12 protein-coding genes and 1 riboswitch are annotated in these 13,608 nt (G+C 70.0%); of the genes, 6 read left to right on the forward strand and 6 right to left on the reverse strand.

The annotated features are described in order from the left end of the window. Positions 1 to 193 precede the first annotated feature (193 nt). Positions 194 to 451, forward strand: a complete 258-nt coding sequence (locus AB0C96_RS11355) for a WhiB family transcriptional regulator (RefSeq protein WP_003983230.1) — start codon at positions 194 to 196, stop codon at positions 449 to 451. A gap of 222 nt (positions 452 to 673) precedes the next feature. Here AB0C96_RS11355 and AB0C96_RS11360 read toward each other — a convergent pair whose 3' ends face one another. Beyond that, complete coding sequence (locus tag AB0C96_RS11360; RefSeq protein ID WP_362916193.1) at positions 674 to 2,146, reverse strand: PAS domain-containing sensor histidine kinase; 1,473 nt, start codon at positions 2,144 to 2,146, stop codon at positions 674 to 676. 354 nt (positions 2,147 to 2,500) lie between these two features. Beyond that, positions 2,501 to 3,214, reverse strand: a complete 714-nt coding sequence (locus tag AB0C96_RS11365; RefSeq protein ID WP_362916052.1) for a TetR/AcrR family transcriptional regulator — start codon at positions 3,212 to 3,214, stop codon at positions 2,501 to 2,503. Positions 3,215 to 3,348: 134 nt separating this feature from the next. Between AB0C96_RS11365 and AB0C96_RS11370 the strand changes: the two genes are divergently transcribed. Both AB0C96_RS11370 and nagB read left to right on the forward strand, forming a co-directional pair. Then, positions 3,349 to 4,122, forward strand: a complete 774-nt coding sequence (locus AB0C96_RS11370) for an SDR family oxidoreductase (protein WP_362916054.1) — start codon at positions 3,349 to 3,351, stop codon at positions 4,120 to 4,122. A 163-nt stretch (positions 4,123 to 4,285) separates the two neighbouring features. Next, a complete protein-coding gene (gene nagB, locus AB0C96_RS11375) occupies positions 4,286 to 5,068 on the forward strand; it encodes a glucosamine-6-phosphate deaminase (protein ID WP_362916056.1) in 783 nt (260 codons plus the stop codon). A 126-nt stretch (positions 5,069 to 5,194) separates the two neighbouring features. Here nagB and AB0C96_RS11380 read toward each other — a convergent pair whose 3' ends face one another. From AB0C96_RS11380 to AB0C96_RS11395, 4 genes are all read right to left on the reverse strand, one after another. Further along, the gene (locus tag AB0C96_RS11380; RefSeq protein WP_362916058.1) at positions 5,195 to 6,745 is read right to left on the reverse strand and encodes a glycoside hydrolase family 3 protein; all 1,551 of its coding nucleotides are present in this window, start codon (positions 6,743 to 6,745) and stop codon (positions 5,195 to 5,197) included. Between the two features lie 8 nt (positions 6,746 to 6,753). Beyond that, complete coding sequence (locus AB0C96_RS11385) at positions 6,754 to 7,584, reverse strand: carbohydrate ABC transporter permease (RefSeq protein ID WP_362916060.1); 831 nt, start codon at positions 7,582 to 7,584, stop codon at positions 6,754 to 6,756. Continuing rightward, entirely contained in the window at positions 7,581 to 8,621 is a 1,041-nt protein-coding gene (locus AB0C96_RS11390; protein WP_362916062.1) for a sugar ABC transporter permease, read from the reverse strand. The genes AB0C96_RS11385 and AB0C96_RS11390 overlap by 4 nt, the downstream gene beginning before the upstream one ends. A gap of 98 nt (positions 8,622 to 8,719) precedes the next feature. Next, positions 8,720 to 9,988 carry an extracellular solute-binding protein gene (locus AB0C96_RS11395; RefSeq protein ID WP_362916064.1) on the reverse strand — a complete coding sequence of 423 codons (1,269 nt, stop codon included), beginning with the start codon at positions 9,986 to 9,988 and terminating at the stop codon, positions 8,720 to 8,722. A gap of 241 nt (positions 9,989 to 10,229) precedes the next feature. Here AB0C96_RS11395 and AB0C96_RS11400 point away from each other — a divergent pair, with 241 nt between their 5' ends. The 3 genes from AB0C96_RS11400 to mctP all read left to right on the forward strand — a co-directional run bounded on the left by AB0C96_RS11400 (position 10,230) and on the right by mctP (position 13,133). Beyond that, positions 10,230 to 10,985, forward strand: coding sequence for a GntR family transcriptional regulator (locus AB0C96_RS11400; RefSeq protein WP_362916195.1), 756 nt, complete (start codon positions 10,230 to 10,232; stop codon positions 10,983 to 10,985). 181 nt (positions 10,986 to 11,166) lie between these two features. Beyond that, positions 11,167 to 11,430, forward strand: coding sequence for a DUF3311 domain-containing protein (locus AB0C96_RS11405; protein ID WP_362916066.1), 264 nt, complete (start codon positions 11,167 to 11,169; stop codon positions 11,428 to 11,430). A 131-nt stretch (positions 11,431 to 11,561) separates the two neighbouring features. Then, a complete protein-coding gene (gene mctP, locus AB0C96_RS11410; protein WP_362916197.1) occupies positions 11,562 to 13,133 on the forward strand; it encodes a monocarboxylate uptake permease MctP in 1,572 nt (523 codons plus the stop codon). Positions 13,134 to 13,347: 214 nt separating this feature from the next. Then, positions 13,348 to 13,446, forward strand: a riboswitch (cobalamin riboswitch). The last annotated feature ends 162 nt before the right edge of the window (positions 13,447 to 13,608 follow it).

The raw sequence follows: 13,608 nt of genomic DNA on the forward strand, positions 1-13,608 counted from the left end.
GAGGTTTGCGAGTCTCTTCATGGCGATCGGGACGGCCGCTTTAACGGCCCCCTTGAGAGCCCGAATCCTCCTCCTCATTCCACAGGACCGCACCAGTTCGCAGCTGGATTTCGGCCCTTCCCTTGTTGGGGGATTCGTGAAAGCGTTCACATTCACAAGCAACGATCCCGTCACACGAGGAGATGGAGCAGCCATGGACTGGCGTCACCGCGCCGTTTGCCGCGAGGAAGACCCCGAGCTCTTCTTCCCCATCGGCAACACCGGTCCTGCGCTGCTGCAGATCGAGGAAGCCAAGGCCGTCTGCCGCCGCTGCCCCGTCATGGAGCAGTGCCTGCAGTGGGCGCTTGAGTCCGGCCAGGACTCCGGCGTCTGGGGTGGTCTGAGCGAGGACGAGCGCCGCGCCATGAAGCGCCGTGCAGCTCGCAACCGGGCGCGCAACGCCAGCGCCTGAGCCAGCCGCCTCGTGGCCCCCGAGCCGCAGCGCGCAGTACCCCCGATGCACCATCGGCGCTGAGAAGCCCGGTCGTTACCGCATCGCAATAGCTTTGAGCCCCGGACCGCATGGTCCGGGGCTTGTTGCTGTGCCGGGGGTCGGACGCCGCGCTCCGGATATCGGTGCGCGCCGCCTCCGGCCCTGATATCAGTGCTGTCTCGATGCCGCCTCGGAACGGTCTCAGTGCTGTTTCTCGGGTCGTACGGGCAGGTCGAGGAGGACCTGGGTGCCGCGTTCGGGCGCCGGCACCATGTCGAACGTTCCGCCCAACTCCCCTTCCACCAGGGTCCGTACGATCTGCAACCCCAGGTTTCCGGCGCGGCGCGGATCGAACCCCTCGGGCAGTCCGCGGCCGTTGTCCTGGACGGTGACCAGCAGCCGCGGTTCCGTACGGCTGCCGCCGCGCACCGCCCCGACCTCGACGACGCCCTGGCCCGCCTGGTCGAAGGCGTGCTCCAGGGCGTTCTGCAACACCTCGGTGAGCACCATCGACAGCGGCGTGGCCACCTCGGCGTCCAGGATGCCGAAGCGTCCGGTGCGGCGGGTGACCACCTTGCCGGGGGAGATCTCCGCGACCATGGCCAGCACCCGATCGGCGATGTCGTCGAAGGCGACCCGCTCGTCGAGGTTCTGGGAGAGCGTCTCGTGCACGATCGCGATCGAACCGACCCTGCGGACGGCCTCGTTGAGGGCCTCACGGCCCTGTTCGGAATCCATCCGGCGGGCCTGTAGTCGCAGCAGCGCGGCCACCGTCTGCAAATTGTTCTTCACCCGGTGGTGGATCTCCCGGATGGTGGCGTCCTTGGTGATCAGCTCCCGCTCACGGCGGCGCAGTTCGGTCACGTCGCGCAGCAGCACCAGCGAACCGATGTGCGCGCCCTTCGGTTTGAGCGGAATGGCGCGCAATTGGATCACGCCGTCATTGCCCTCGACCTCGAATTCCCGGGGAGCCCAGCCGCTGGCGAGTTTCACCAGGGCCTCGTCCACCGGGCCGCGGGCGGGCGCGAGTTCGGCGGTGACCTGGCCCAGGTGGTGGCCCACCAGGTCGGCGGCGAGGCCGAGCCGGTGGTAGGCGGAGAGCGCATTGGGGCTGGCGTACTGGACGACACCGTCCGCGTCGAGCCTGATCAGGCCGTCGCCGGCGCGCGGTGAGGCGTCCATGTCGACCTGCTGGCCGGGGAACGGAAACGTTCCGGCAGCGATCATCTGGGCGAGGTCGGAAGCGCTCTGGAGGTAGGTGAGCTCCAGCCGGCTGGGGGTGCGCACGGTCAGCAGATTGGTGTTGCGGGCGATCACCCCGAGCACCCGGCCCTCGCGCCGCACCGGAATGGACTCGACCCGTACCGGAACTTCCTCTCGCCACTCGGGGTCGCCCTCGCGTACGATGCGGCCCTCATCCAAGGCGGAGTCCAGCATCGGACGGCGTCCCCGGGGAACGAGATGGCCCACCATGTCGTCCTGGTAGGAGGTGGGGCCCGTATTGGGCCGCATCTGGGCGACCGAGACGTAGCGGGTGCCGTCGAGGGTGGGGACCCACAGCACGAGATCGGCGAAGGACAGGTCGGAGAGCAGCTGCCACTCCGAGACCAGCAAGTGGAGCCACTCGAGGTCGGAGTCGCTCAGAGCGGTGTGCTGGCGTACGAGATCGTTCATGGAGGGCACGTCTTGGAGCCTACCGGCGTACGGTGTCCGTGTTGTGTTTGCACGGGCATGGACAAGTAAGAATGGTCTAGTCCACAATTCAGCAAAGGCCTCCGCTCTCCCCGCACAGGAGGGCGGAACGAGGCCAGAGGCGCTCTCTGCCCTGACTGCGCCGAGGCCTCAGATCGACCGACCCCAGGACGGGGCGGCACCCCTACCGCACAGGGGGGCGCCTTCCCGCCCGCACGACGGGGTCGGCCGATGTCAGCTCCGGGCTGCGGTGCCGGACAGGTTGAGGGTCCTGTCCCGGCGCCGCGGCCCGCGGGTGTTTCCGGGCCCATTGCGCCGTGTGGTTCCCGGCCCGTCTCACGGGGCGGGGTGCGCGGCGACAGAGGCGTCCGGGGTCTCGGGGGCCTCCTCCGGCCGTGCCGTCGACGGCCTTGCCGACGACCTCGTCGACTGCCTCGTCGGCCGCTGTGGCCAGGCCCTCATCGCCAGTGCGGCGACGGCATCCAGCGACGCCCGCTCGGCGCCGTCCCGCGCCTGCTGGGACATCCCCTGGATCACGGCGCCCACGTAGTCGGCCAGCGCGTCGGCTTCCGTGTCGGCGGGGAGCTCTCCCGCGGCGATGTCCGCGCGGACGGCGCTCGCGATCTCCCGGAGGTGCGACTGCCTCATCTGCCGCAGGGACGCGGCGACTTCGGCGGATCCGGCCGAGATGTTCAGGGCGGCGCTGATCACGAGACAGCCGCGGGGACGGCCGGGCAGGGTGTACTCGACCGCCGCCTCGCGCAGCGCCCGTTCGACGCCGCGGCGGGCGGTCGGCTCCTCGGCCACCGCGCGCACGATGAAGTTGCCGTAGAGGCGCCCGTACTCGGCCACGACCTCCTCGAACAGGGCCCGCTTGTCGCCGAAGGCGGCGTAGAGGCTGGGTGCGCTGATGCCCATGGCGCGGGTGAGGTCGGCGATCGAGGTGGCTTCGTAGCCCTGCTCCCAGAAGGACCGCACCGCCTGTTCCAGGGCCGTCTCCCGGTCGAAGGACCGGGGTCGGCCGCGCTGCTTCGTTTCCTTGGACGCCATGGGAGGAATTTTATAGCGGCCGGTACGGAACGCGTGCTACGGTTTTTATGTAGCGAACGATACAGAAATCACTCGCGAGAGCTGTGCGTCCGCAGACGGACGCGTACGGGTACGAACAGGGGAGGGGCACCGCCATGGGTGCACTCAGCGGCAAGACGGCACTGGTGACGGGCGGCGGCAGGGGGATCGGCCGGGCGATCTCGGAGCGGCTGGCACGGGACGGCGCACGGGTCGGCGTGCATTACGGCCACGACGAGACCGCGGCCAAGGAGACGGTTGCGGCGATCGAGGCCGCGGGCGGGCGGGCCTTCGCGATCCAGGCCGAACTGGGGGTGCCGGGGGACGCCGAAGCACTGTGGGCGGCGTTCGACGCACAGGCCGAGGGGCTGGACGTCCTGGTCAACAACGCCGGGATCAACAAGGCGGTCGACGGGACACTCAAGGGCATCGGCGAGGTGACGGCGGAGGACTTCGACCGACTCTTCGCAGTGAACACCAAGGCGCCGTTCTTCATCGTCCAGCGGGGGCTCACCCGACTGCGGGACGGCGGGCGGATCATCAATGTCTCCACGGGGCTGACGCGTGGCGCGGCCAAGCCCGAGCTGATCGCCTACGCCATGACCAAGGGTGCGATCGACGTCTTCACCTCGACCCTCGCCAAGGACCTGGGTCCGCGCGGGATCACGGTGAACGCGGTGGCTCCGGGCGCGGTGGACACCGATATGAACGCCCGGTGGCTGCGGGGCGAGGTCAATGCCGAGGCGCGGCAGAGGGTCAGCGGCATATCCCCCCTCGGCCGGGTCGCGGACGGCACCGACATCGGCGACGTCGTGGCCTTCCTGGCCTCGGGCGACAGCCGCTGGGTGACGGGCCAGTGGATCGACGCGACGGGAGGCGCCCTGCTCTGACGAGGCGTCGCCGGCTCGGTCCGGTGGCTTCGCGGCCATCTGACGGACGGCACGACGTGCCCCATTGTTCGGAGATGCCACCGGGACCGGGGGCCCGCGCTCTGATAGATTGGTCTATACCACATACCGCATGAGACCACTCTCCAGAACGGCAGGCCAAAGCGTGGAAGTTGTCATCGTTCCGGACGCCGCGGCAGGCGGCGAGCTGATCGCGGAGGCCATCGCCACCCTGGTGCGCCGCAAGCCCGACGCCCTGCTCGGTGTGGCCACCGGCTCGACCCCGTTGCCCGTCTACGAGGCGCTGGCGGCGAAGGTCCGGGCCGGCGCGGTGGACGCCTCGCGGGCCCGTATCTGCCAGCTCGACGAGTACGTCGGCCTGCCGGCCGGGCACCCGGAGTCCTACCGCTCGGTGGTGCTGCGCGAGGTGGTCGAGCCGCTCGGTCTCGGCGAGGACGCGTTCATGGGCCCCGACGGTACGGCCGAGGACGTCCAGGCCGCCTGCGAGGCGTACGACCGTGCGCTGAGCGAGGCCGGTGGGGTGGACCTCCAGCTCCTCGGCATCGGCACCGACGGGCACATCGGCTTCAACGAGCCCTGCTCGTCGCTGGCTTCCCGCACCCGTATCAAGACGCTGACCCAGCAGACCAGGGAGGACAACGCCCGGTTCTTCACCGGCCTCGACGAGGTACCGCACCACGTCATCACCCAGGGGATCGGCACCATCCTGGAGGCCCGCCATCTGGTGCTGCTCGCCACCGGCGAGGGCAAGGCGGACGCCGTGGCCCACGCCGTGGAAGGCCCGGTCGCCGCGCTGGTCCCGGCGTCGGCGCTACAGCTCCACCCGCACGCCACGGTCGTGGTCGACGAAGCGGCGGCCGCCAAGCTGAAGCTCGCCGACTACTTCCGCGCCACCTACGCCGCGAAGCCGGACTGGCAGGGCATCTGAGGGGTTCTCCCGGCGGCAGGGCCTGCCGGTGCCGCGGCCGGGGTAGTCCTCTGGGAGGCCCCGGCCGCGGCGTATCCGAGCCCGGTGGCCGCGGCGAATCCGGGCCAGTGGCTGCGGCGCGCGGGCTCACCCCGTGTGCGACGGCTCCCGGCCGGTGAGCACCTCGGCCGCGGCCTGGCCGCAGACGCGGGCCGCGCCGTGGGTGGCGATGTGGAGGGCGCCCTGGGGCGGGGCCTGGGGGACGCCCATCTCGACCACGGCGGTGTCGGGCCGGGCGGCGAGCAGGGCGTGCAGCGCGTCGGTCATCCAGGGGTGCCGGTGCACGTCACGGACGACGGCGACGATCCGCCGGTCGCCGGCCGCGGCGAGCAGGTCGTCGACCAGGGAGACCGTGCCGGCGGCGGAGGTGGCGGTGTAGGTGGCGGTGGCGGTGCCGGGGACAAGGCGGGACAGTTCGGCCGCGACGCCCCACGGGGTGTCGTCACCGACCGCGATATTGGCGAGGGGGGTGAAGGCAGCGACGTAGGCGGGCGTGGTGAGCGGCTCAGGGGGACGGTCGCCGGCGGTGATGCGGAGCGCGCGCCGGGCCGCGGTGAGGCCGATGCCGGGTGCGGGCGCGGCCCCCTCCCCCGCGCTCCGGGCCCAGTGCGCCAGGTCCCGCACCCGTGCCGCGGCGTCGGCGAGCCGCTCCTCCGGCAGCTCGCCGGTGCGCACCGCGCCCACCAGGGCGTCCCGCAGCCGCAGCACCGTGTCCTCGTCGGCCAGTCCGCCGCCCACGCAGATGGCGTCGGCGCCGGCCGCGATGGCCAGCACGCTGCCCCGCTCGATGCCGTAGGTGGCGGAGATCGCCTGCATCTCCATCCCGTCGGTGACGATCAGCCCGTCGAAGCCCAGCCCGCCCTCGCCGGCGGGCGCGCGGAGCAGGCCGTGCAGGGCGGCGGGGCTGAGGGTGGCGGGACGGTCGCCGTCCAGGGAGGGCAGCAGGATGTGCGCGCTCATCACGGCCCGGGTGCCGGCCGCGACGGCGGCGCGGAACGGCACCAGTTCACGCTCCTGGAGGGTGGCCAGGTCGACGGTGATCCGCGGCAGGTCGTGGTGGGAGTCGACGGCGGTGTCGCCGTGCCCGGGGAAGTGCTTGGTGCAGGCGGCGACCCCGGCGGACTGTAGGCCCTCGACGTAGGCGGCGGTGTGCCGGGCGACCAGCTGCGGGTCGGCGCCGAAGGAGCGGACGCCGATGACCGGGTTGGCCGGGTTGGAGTTGACGTCGGCGGAGGGCGCCCAGTTGAGGTTGATCCCGCAGCCGGCCAGCCGGCGGCCGAGTTCGTGGGCGACCTCGCGGGTCAGCGCGGTGTCGTCGACGGCGCCCAGCGCGTGGTTGCCGGGGAAGGAGGAGCCACCGCGCACTTCGAGGCGGGTGACGTCGCCGCCCTCCTCGTCGACGGCGACGAGCACGTCCTCACGTTCACGTCGCAACTGCGCCGTGAGTCGGGCGAGTTGGGCGGGGTCGTGGACGTTGCGGCCGAAGAGGCCGACCGCGGACAGGCCCTCGCCGAGCCGGCGCAGCAGCCAGTCGGGGGCGGTGGTGCCGGTGAAACCGGGTTGCAGGACGGTGAGGGCGTCGCGGGTGAGGGTGTCGACGGGGCGCACGGACCGCGCCGAGCCTACGGAAGGAGTCATGGACTGCGTTATCCCTTCACTGCGCCGGAGGTGAGACCGCCGACCGCCTTGCGTTGCAGGAACAGGAAGAGGACGAGGATCGGGACGGCGAAGATCGAGGCGGCGGCCATCGTGGCGCCCCAGTCGTCGCCGAACTGGCTCTGGAACTGCGAGAGCCACAGCGGCAGGGTGCCCATGGCCGGTTCCTTGTTGAGGACCAGCACCAGCGGGAACTCGTTCCAGGCAGTGATGAAGCCGAAGAGGGAGGTGGCCATCAGGCCGGGAGCCAGCAGCGGGAAGACCACCTTGAGGAAGGCCTGGCGGCGGTTGCAGCCGTCGACCATGGCGGACTCCTCCAGCTCCTTGGGCACCGCGGCGACGTAGCCCCGGAGCGTCAGCAGGGTGAAGGGCAGCACCATCAGCATGTAGAAGGCGGTGAGCGGCACCAGGCTGTTGAGCATGTCCGCGTCCCGGACGATCAGGTAGATCGAGATCACCATGACCTCCCAGGGCGCCATCTGCGCGACCATGAAGGTCAGCAGGATGCCGCGGCGTCCCTTGAACCGCATCCGGGTGAGGGCGAACGCCCCGCAGAGCGCGATCACCAGCGCCAGGCCGACGGCGAGGACGGTCACCACGAGCGAGTTGCCGGCCAGGATCCAGAAGTTGGGGGCGTGCACGGCCGTCGCGAAGTGCTCGACGGTGCCGTGGAACGGGAACCACACCGGGTCCTCGCTGATGATGTCCCGGTTCGGCTTGAAGGCCGTGTTGAACATCCAGTAGACCGGGAAGACGAAGCCGACGGCGAGCAGGGCCGCCGTGGCGTTGGGCCAGGCGCGGCCGGCGAGCGGGCGCTTCACGGCGCCTCCTCTTCTTGCTCCTGCCGCGCTTCCTGACGGAGCGTCAGGCGCAGGTAGTACGCGGTCATGGCCAGCAGCACCACGATCGTCAGCAGCGATATCGCGGCGCCCATCCCGAAGTGGAGGTTGCCGACGCCCTCGGTGAAGGCGTAGATCGGCAGCGTCTCGGTGAGCCGGTCCGGTCCGCCCTCGTTGATCGCGAAGATCTGCGGGAACGCCTTGAAGACCCAGATGACTTCGAGGAACGTCGTGGCCAGGAAGAACGGCTTGAGGAACGGGAAGGTGACGGAGGTGAAGACCTTCCAGGCGCCGGCGCCGTCCATCCGCGCCGCCTCGTAGAGCTCCTCGGGGATGGTCGTGCTGGCCGCGTAGAGGTTGAGCGCCACGAACGGCAGTGACTGCCAGACGATCAGCACGGTGATGACGAAGAAGGTCGACAGCTGACTGCCCACCCAGTCGTAGTGGGCCATGGCGTGCCAGCCGAGCCGGTCCAGGCCCCAGTTGACGACGCCGTAGCGGGCGTCGAAGAGCCACTGGAAGACGGTGGTGGCGGCGATCACCGGCATCGCCCAGGCCAGTACCAGCGCGGTGGACAGCACCAGGCGCATCGTCGTGCCGAGCCGGGCCAGCAGCAGCCCGATCAGCACGCCGAGCACCATGATGAGGGTGACGTTGACCGCGGTGAAGACGACGGTCCGGAGGGTGACCCGCCAGAACTGCTCGCTGCCAAGGATCTCCTGGTAGTTGCCGATCCCCCGCCAGTCGGTGAGGTGCTGGATCAGCTCCTTCATGTTGAGGTTCTGGAAGGAGAGCACCACGTTGCGGACCATGGGCCAGCCCAGGAAGACCACGGTCGCGAGGAGGGCCGGGGCCAGCAGGAGGTACGGGGCACGGCGGGTGGGGGACGGCAGGGCGCGGCGGGTCTCGGGGGTGCCGGGCCCGGCCCGTCGGTCGCCGTTGCCGCGGTCGGGCGGTGCGGCGCCCTTGCCGGACCGCGGCGCGGTCCTGTCCACCGCGTCGTCGAGCTGCGCTGCCATGGGCCCCTGCTCCCCCTCGTGTTGCGTAGAACCTCGGTGCACGTGCCGGCGCGCGTACGGGACCGGGGACGATCGGCCCCGTACGCGGCCGGTGGCGCTCACTGCTTGGCGAGCCGGGCGTTGATCTCGGGCTCGATGTCCTTGGCGGCGTCGGCCGGGGACTTACCGTTCAGCACCGCCGTCATATAGCTCTTGATGGGGTTCGGAACGTTCTCCACGGCGGCCCACTGCGGAATCAGCGGAGTGGTGCCGCCGGACTTCTGTGCCGCGGGTGCGGCGGCCGCGGCGGCCGGATTCTCCTTGGCGGCATCGGCCAGGTCCGGGGACTTCGGGGTCCAGCCGGCTTCCTTGACCATCTGTTCGTCGTTCTCCTTCGACAGGGCGATCTTCAGGAATTCCTTGGCGAGTTCCTGGTTCTTGCCCATGCCGGCGACGGCGAAGTTGGAGCCGCCGAGGAATACGCCCTCGGGCTTGTCCGCGGTCTCCCCCGGAATGGTGAAGAAACCGAGGTCGTTCTTGATGTCCGGGTTGGTCTTGATGGCCTCGGCCGCCTCGTAGCCCATGGCGATGACGGCGCCGGTCCTCCCCTTGGCGAAGATCTCGGCCTGCTGCGGGGTGGCCTCGTCCTTGTTCTTGGGGGCGGTGCTGAAGGCCTGGTACTGCCGGTAGATGTCCATGGCCTTGGAGACCTTGGGGTCGCCGAGGTTGGAGACCCACTTTCCACCCTGCTTCTTCACCAGGTCGGCGCCGGTGCCGATGGTCAGGCCGTCGAAGAAGTACCAGTTCTGACCGGGGAGGTACAGCGGTTCGGCGTCGGTCTTCTTCTTGATGGTGTCAAAGGCCTTGAAGAGCTCGGTGCGGGTCTTGGGGATGTCCTTGAGGCCGGCCTTCGCCCAGATCTTCTTGTTGTACATCACCACGCGGTTGCCCGCGTACCAGGGCAGCGCGTACTGCTTGCCGTCCACCAGCGAGGCCTTGTTGAAGGCGTCGTTCCAGGTGGACCCGATCTCCTTCTTCAGATCGCCGAGATCGGCCAGGGCGCCGGCCTTGGCATAGGCGGCGGTCTGGGTGTTGCCGATTTCCACCACGTCCGGTGGAGTGTCCTCGGAAAGGGCGGTGCTCAGCTTCTGCTGAATGCCGTTCCACTGCTGGACCTTGAAGTCGACGGTGGCACCGGTCTTCTTCGCGAATTGCGCCGAAACCCGCTTGGTCCATTCCGCCGGATTGGATCCGGACATCACCCAAACGGTCAGCTTCTGACCCTTGAAGCCATCGGCACCCGCCTTGTTCCCGTCGCTGGACCCACAGGCAGCGACACTCACCAGCATTCCCGCGACCGCCGTCGCTGCTATGAGCCCACGCTTCATCGCGCTCTCCCCTAGAGGCCGGGTGTGGTCTTTAATGGTTTAGACCAGTTCCCGCAGCTTGGCCTAGACCTTTCGGGGTGTCAAGGGTGTATAAGAGTCGCTGTCAGGTCCGTTACGGGACCGACATCTGGCGCGCCGGGACCTGCGAGGGAGCACGGAGAACCCACCCGTGCCACGATGTGAGCCGCTACGTACGGAGGAGCCGGTGACGGCAGCACGACAGGAGTCGGAGAGGCGGGTCATGGAGACGGACGGGGGCAGCGCCGAGAGCGGCGGCGCACGGACCGCGCGGGTACCCAAGTACTACCGGCTCAAGCGGCACTTGTTGGAGATCACCGAGACCCTGCCGCCCGGCACCCCGGTCCCGCCCGAGCGCACTCTCGCCGCGGAGTTCGACACCTCGCGCACCACGGTGCGGCAGGCCCTCCAGGAGCTGGTCGTCGAGGGCCGTCTGGAGCGCATCCAGGGCAAGGGCACCTTCGTGGCCAAGCCGAAGGTCTCCCAGGCGCTGCAACTGACCTCGTACACCGAGGACATGCGCGCCCAGGGGCTGGAGCCCACCTCCCAGCTGCTGGACATCGGCTACGTCACCGCCGACGACCGGCTGGCCGGGCTGCTGGACATCGCCCCCGGCGGCCGGGTGCTGCGCATCGAACGGCTGCGGCTGGCCAGCGGCGAGCCGATGGCCATCGAGACCACCCACCTGTCCGCCAAGCGCTTCCCCGCGCTGCGCCGCAACCTCGTCAAGTACACCTCGCTCTACACCGCACTGGCCGAGGTCTACGACGTCCGCCTCGCGGAGGCCGAGGAGACCATCGAGACCTCGCTCGCCACCCCGCGCGAGGCCGGCCTGCTCGGCACCGACGTCGGTCTGCCGATGCTGATGCTCTCCCGGCACTCGCTCGACGCCCAGGGCCGGCCGGTGGAGTGGGTGCGCTCGGTCTACCGCGGCGACCGCTACAAGTTCGTCGCCAGGCTCCAGCGGCCCGCGGACTGAAGCCACCGTCCGTTCGACGGCCCGGGTCGGGCCGTGACGGCGCGCGGAGCCGGCCTCCGGACCGCGCGCCGCCACGCGAATTCCTCATACCGATATGCGGACACCTAGTGACGCGCGCCACGGAACTGCCATAGATTTCCAGCCGATTGCACAGGAGTTCGCCACGGACGGAGCCGCGCCGATGCCAGAGCCAGCAGCCGAATCACCGACCAGCAGACAGGTCGTCACACCGACGCGGGTGGTGGCCGGACTGTGCCTGCTCGCCCCGTTCGTGGCGATGCTGTGGGTGAGTTCGTACGCCAGGATCGAGCCCAGGCTCATCGGGATCCCGTTCTTCTACTGGTACCAGATGCTGTGGGTGCTGGTCTCGGCGGCGCTGACGTCGATCGCGTACAAGCTCGTGCAACGTGAGCAGCGCGCCCGCAAGGGCGGTGCGTCCCAGTGATGTTCACCTCCGCCGCACCGGGCACCTCGGCCGCACCGGGCACCTCGGCCGCACTCGCGGCTTCCTCGACCCACGGCGTGAACGGCGTGGCGCTCGCCGTCTTCGTCTTCTTCTTCCTGGCCGTGACGGTCATGGGCTTCCTGGCGGCCCGCTGGCGCAAGGCCGAGGAGTCCGCCAACCTCGACGAATGGGGCCTGGGCGGGCGCAGTTTCGGCACCTGGATCACCTGGTTCCTGCTCGGTGGCGACCTCTACACCGCGTACACCTTCGTGGCCGTCCCGGCGGCGATCTACACCGCCGGCGCGGCCGGCTTCTTCGCCGTCCCGTACACGATCCTCGTCTACCCCCTGATCTTCACCTTCCTCCCCCGCCTGTGGTCGGTCTCGCACAAGCACGGTTACGTCACCACCTCCGACTTCGTGCGCGGCCGCTTCGGCTCCAGGGGGCTGTCGCTGGCGGTTGCGCTCACCGGCATCCTCGCCACGATGCCGTACATCGCGCTCCAACTGGTCGGCATCCAGGCGGTGCTGGACGTGATGGGCGTCGGCGGCGGCGAGCACACCAACTGGTTCGTCAAGGACCTGCCGCTGCTGATCGCGTTCGCGGTGCTGGCCGCCTACACCTACTCCTCCGGCCTGCGCGCCCCGGCGCTGATCGCCTTCGTCAAGGACGGCCTGATCTACCTGGTCCTCGCCGTGGCGATCATCTACATCCCGATCAAACTCGGCGGGTTCGACGCGATCTTCGACGCGGCGGGCAAGGCGTTCGCCCAGCCCGGCGCCGTCCCCGGCAAGCCGCGGGGCGAGCTGACCAGCGGCCCCAACGCCCAGTGGGCGTACGCGACGTTGGCGCTGGGCTCGGCGCTCGCCCTGTTCATGTACCCCCACTCCATCACCGCCACGCTGTCCTCCCGGAGCCGCAACGTCATCCGGCGCAACACCACGATCCTGCCGCTGTACTCGCTGCTGCTGGGCCTGCTGGCGCTGCTCGGCTTCATGGCCATCAAGGCCGGCACGGACACCCAGGGCAACCCGCAGCTGGCCATTCCGCAGCTGTTCGAGGACGTGTTCCCCAGCTGGTTCACCGGCATCGCGTTCGCCGCGATCGGCATCGGCGCCCTGGTGCCGGCGGCCATCATGTCCATCGCCGCGGCCAACCTCTTCACCCGCAACGTCTACAAGGACTTCCTCAAACGGGACGCCACACCGGAGCAGGAGCACAAGGTCGCCAAGCTGGTCTCCCTGCTGGTCAAGGTCGGCGCCCTGGTCTTCGTCCTCACCATGGACAAGACCGTCGCCATCAACTTCCAACTGCTGGGCGGCATCTGGATCCTCCAGACCATGCCGCCACTGGTCGGCGGCCTGTTCACCCGCTGGTTCCACCGCTGGGCGCTGCTGGCCGGCTGGGCGGTCGGCATGCTCTACGGCACCCTCGCGGCCTACGGCGTCGCCAGCCCGACCCAGGCGCACTTCGGCGGTTCCAGCAAGGAGATCCCCGGCATCGGCGAGATCGGCTACATCGGCCTGACCGCACTCGTCCTGAACGTCGTGGTGACGGTCCTGTTCACGTTCGCCCTGAGGGCCCTCAAGGCCCCCGAGGGCGTCGACGAGACCAGCCCGGCCGACTACACCGCGGACGCCGGCGACGAGGGCGTCACCGCCGACCTGCCGCCCGCCACGGCGGGGGCGCCGGCGGGGCACTGAACCGCCGGTCCGTTCACCGGAAAGGGCCGCCGCGACCTCGGGTCACGGCGGCCCTTTCGCGTGCCGCGCTCGCGCACCGGGCGCCGCCCGGCCGGCACCGGCGGACGACCGGGGCCACTGACAGACACCGCGTGATCACTCTCAACACACTAGATGTGGGGGTGCACGCGAGGGACCACCACCACATGTATGCTCGTCCTCGCTGTCGCCGCAGGGGAATCCGGTGGGAATCCGGAACTGTCCCGCAACGGTGTAGGAGCACGCCCAGAGGCCTGATCACGGCCCGGTCGCGCGCCCGCGAAGTCCGAGGACCTGCCGACGGTACGCCCGCGCCGCCATCGGCGCGGACGTCGATACGTCCGGGCCCCGAGGTTGGGCCGGTGGACGCCGCGCGGTGTGCCCGCGCACCCCTGGCCGCAAGGGGGTGCCGCACGCCCGCGCGCGCCCGTCGCGCCCCTCCCTCCCGGCCCCCGCC

The sequence above is a fragment of the Streptomyces sp. NPDC048506 genome (assembly GCF_040651315.1).
GTDB lineage: Bacteria > Actinomycetota > Actinomycetes > Streptomycetales > Streptomycetaceae > Streptomyces.